1 protein-coding gene is annotated in these 1,049 nt (G+C 66.7%); it reads right to left on the bottom strand.

What is annotated here, in order from left to right:
• Positions 1–54 precede the first annotated feature (54 nt).
• Positions 55–1,002, bottom strand: a complete 948-nt coding sequence (locus tag G3A44_RS23155; protein ID WP_163460114.1) for an IS5 family transposase — start codon at positions 1,000–1,002, stop codon at positions 55–57.
• Between the last annotated feature and the right edge of the window lie 47 nt (positions 1,003–1,049).

The following is a 1,049-nucleotide window of genomic DNA, read 5'->3' as shown; positions in this document are numbered from 1 at the left end:
GGCTCTGTTGCACAAATCCGTGAGCAGACGGCATGACCCCAGCCCCGGACGGACTCATGCCACGGCGACCACCGGCACGGTCTGCGGTCGGCCGATCTGACTGAAGCGATTGAGCACGGCCACGCGCACATGCAGTTCCACCACCTGTCGCTCGAACGTGCGGGCCGTGACCCGCTCGCCCAGCCGCTTCAGGCAATGCATCTTGGTCTCCACCAAGCTGCGCCGGTGGTAGCCGCTCCACGTCTTCCAGATGCCATGCCCCAGGCGCTGGCATGCCCGGACGGCCTCATTTCGAGACTCGGATCCCGGACTGGATCTGCGCCACAGCCGAGCGTTCTTGCGCGGCGCGATCACCACCACCGCGCCGCGCCGCGCGATCGCATCCCGGCATGCCCGCGTGTCGTAGGCGCCGTCTGCCGTGACGCTGGCCAGGGCTTCATCCGGCGGAATCTGCGCCAGCAGCTCGGGCAGCATCGGCGCGTCGCCAATCGCATTGCTCGTGACCTCGACCGCGCGGATCTCCAGCGTCTGCGCGTCGATGCCCAGGTGCACCTTGCGCCACTCGCGGCGGTATTCGGCGCCATGCTTCTTGCGCTTCCACTCGCCCTCACCAAGGAACTTGACCCCCGTGCTGTCGACCAGCAGCTGCAAGGGCTCGGCGCTCGGACGGTAGCTCAGCTGGGTCTGCAGCGTCTTCTGACGTCGGCACACCGTGCTGTAGTCAGGTACCGGCCAGTCCAGCCCCGCCAGCCGCAGCAGGCTCTCCACCAGCCCCAACGTCTGACGCAACGCCTGCCCGAACAGGCATTTGATGCTCAGGCAGAACTGGATCGCCGCGTCCGAAAAGGTCTGGCTGCGGCCGCGCTTGCCCGACGGCGCAGCCAACCACTGCATGTCCCTGTCCAGCCACATCGTCAACGCCCCTCGCGCCTTCAGCGCCGCGTTGTAGACCTTCCAGTTCGTCGTGCGGTACTTCGTCCGCTTCTTCTTCGCTTCGCTCACGGCGTCAGTCTACGAGCACGCTCCCGCTCGCTTTGTGCAACAGAGCC

Origin of the sequence: Ideonella livida (assembly GCF_010499455.1) — a bacterium.
In the GTDB taxonomy this organism is placed as follows: domain Bacteria; phylum Pseudomonadota; class Gammaproteobacteria; order Burkholderiales; family Burkholderiaceae_C; genus Ideonella; species Ideonella livida.
This window is presented reverse-complemented; position numbering and strand designations above follow the sequence as displayed.